This is a genomic window from Priestia sp. TRM10 (assembly GCF_057808375.1).
This window is the reverse complement of sequence record NZ_JBJZOT010000050.1, coordinates 1-234: the sequence shown is the minus strand read 5'-3', so window position 1 is coordinate 234 and position 234 is coordinate 1. Positions and strand designations below refer to the sequence as shown.

Sequence of the window (234 nt, the reverse complement as noted above, 5' to 3'; positions counted from 1 at the left end):
CGCTAAACGCTTCTACTCCTTCTAATCCAACACCGGTCGCTCCGGTAAGTCCCGTTGCACCCGTGACTCCCGTTACTCCCGTAACCCCAGTTGCTCCTGTGACTCCAGTTGCTCCGGTCTCTCCCGTGATTCCAGTTGCTCCCGTGACTCCGGTTACTCCCGTAACCCCAGTTGCTCCGGTTACGCCCGTTGCTCCTGTGACTCCGGTTGCTCCGGTCTCTCCTGTTGCTCCCG

1 protein-coding gene is annotated in these 234 nt (G+C 59.8%); it reads right to left on the bottom strand.

All coding sequences use genetic code 11. The annotated features are described in order from the left end of the window. Positions 1–234 (bottom strand): hypothetical protein (locus ACK3CR_RS27140; protein WP_488976375.1); only part of this gene is annotated, 234 nt, incomplete at both ends.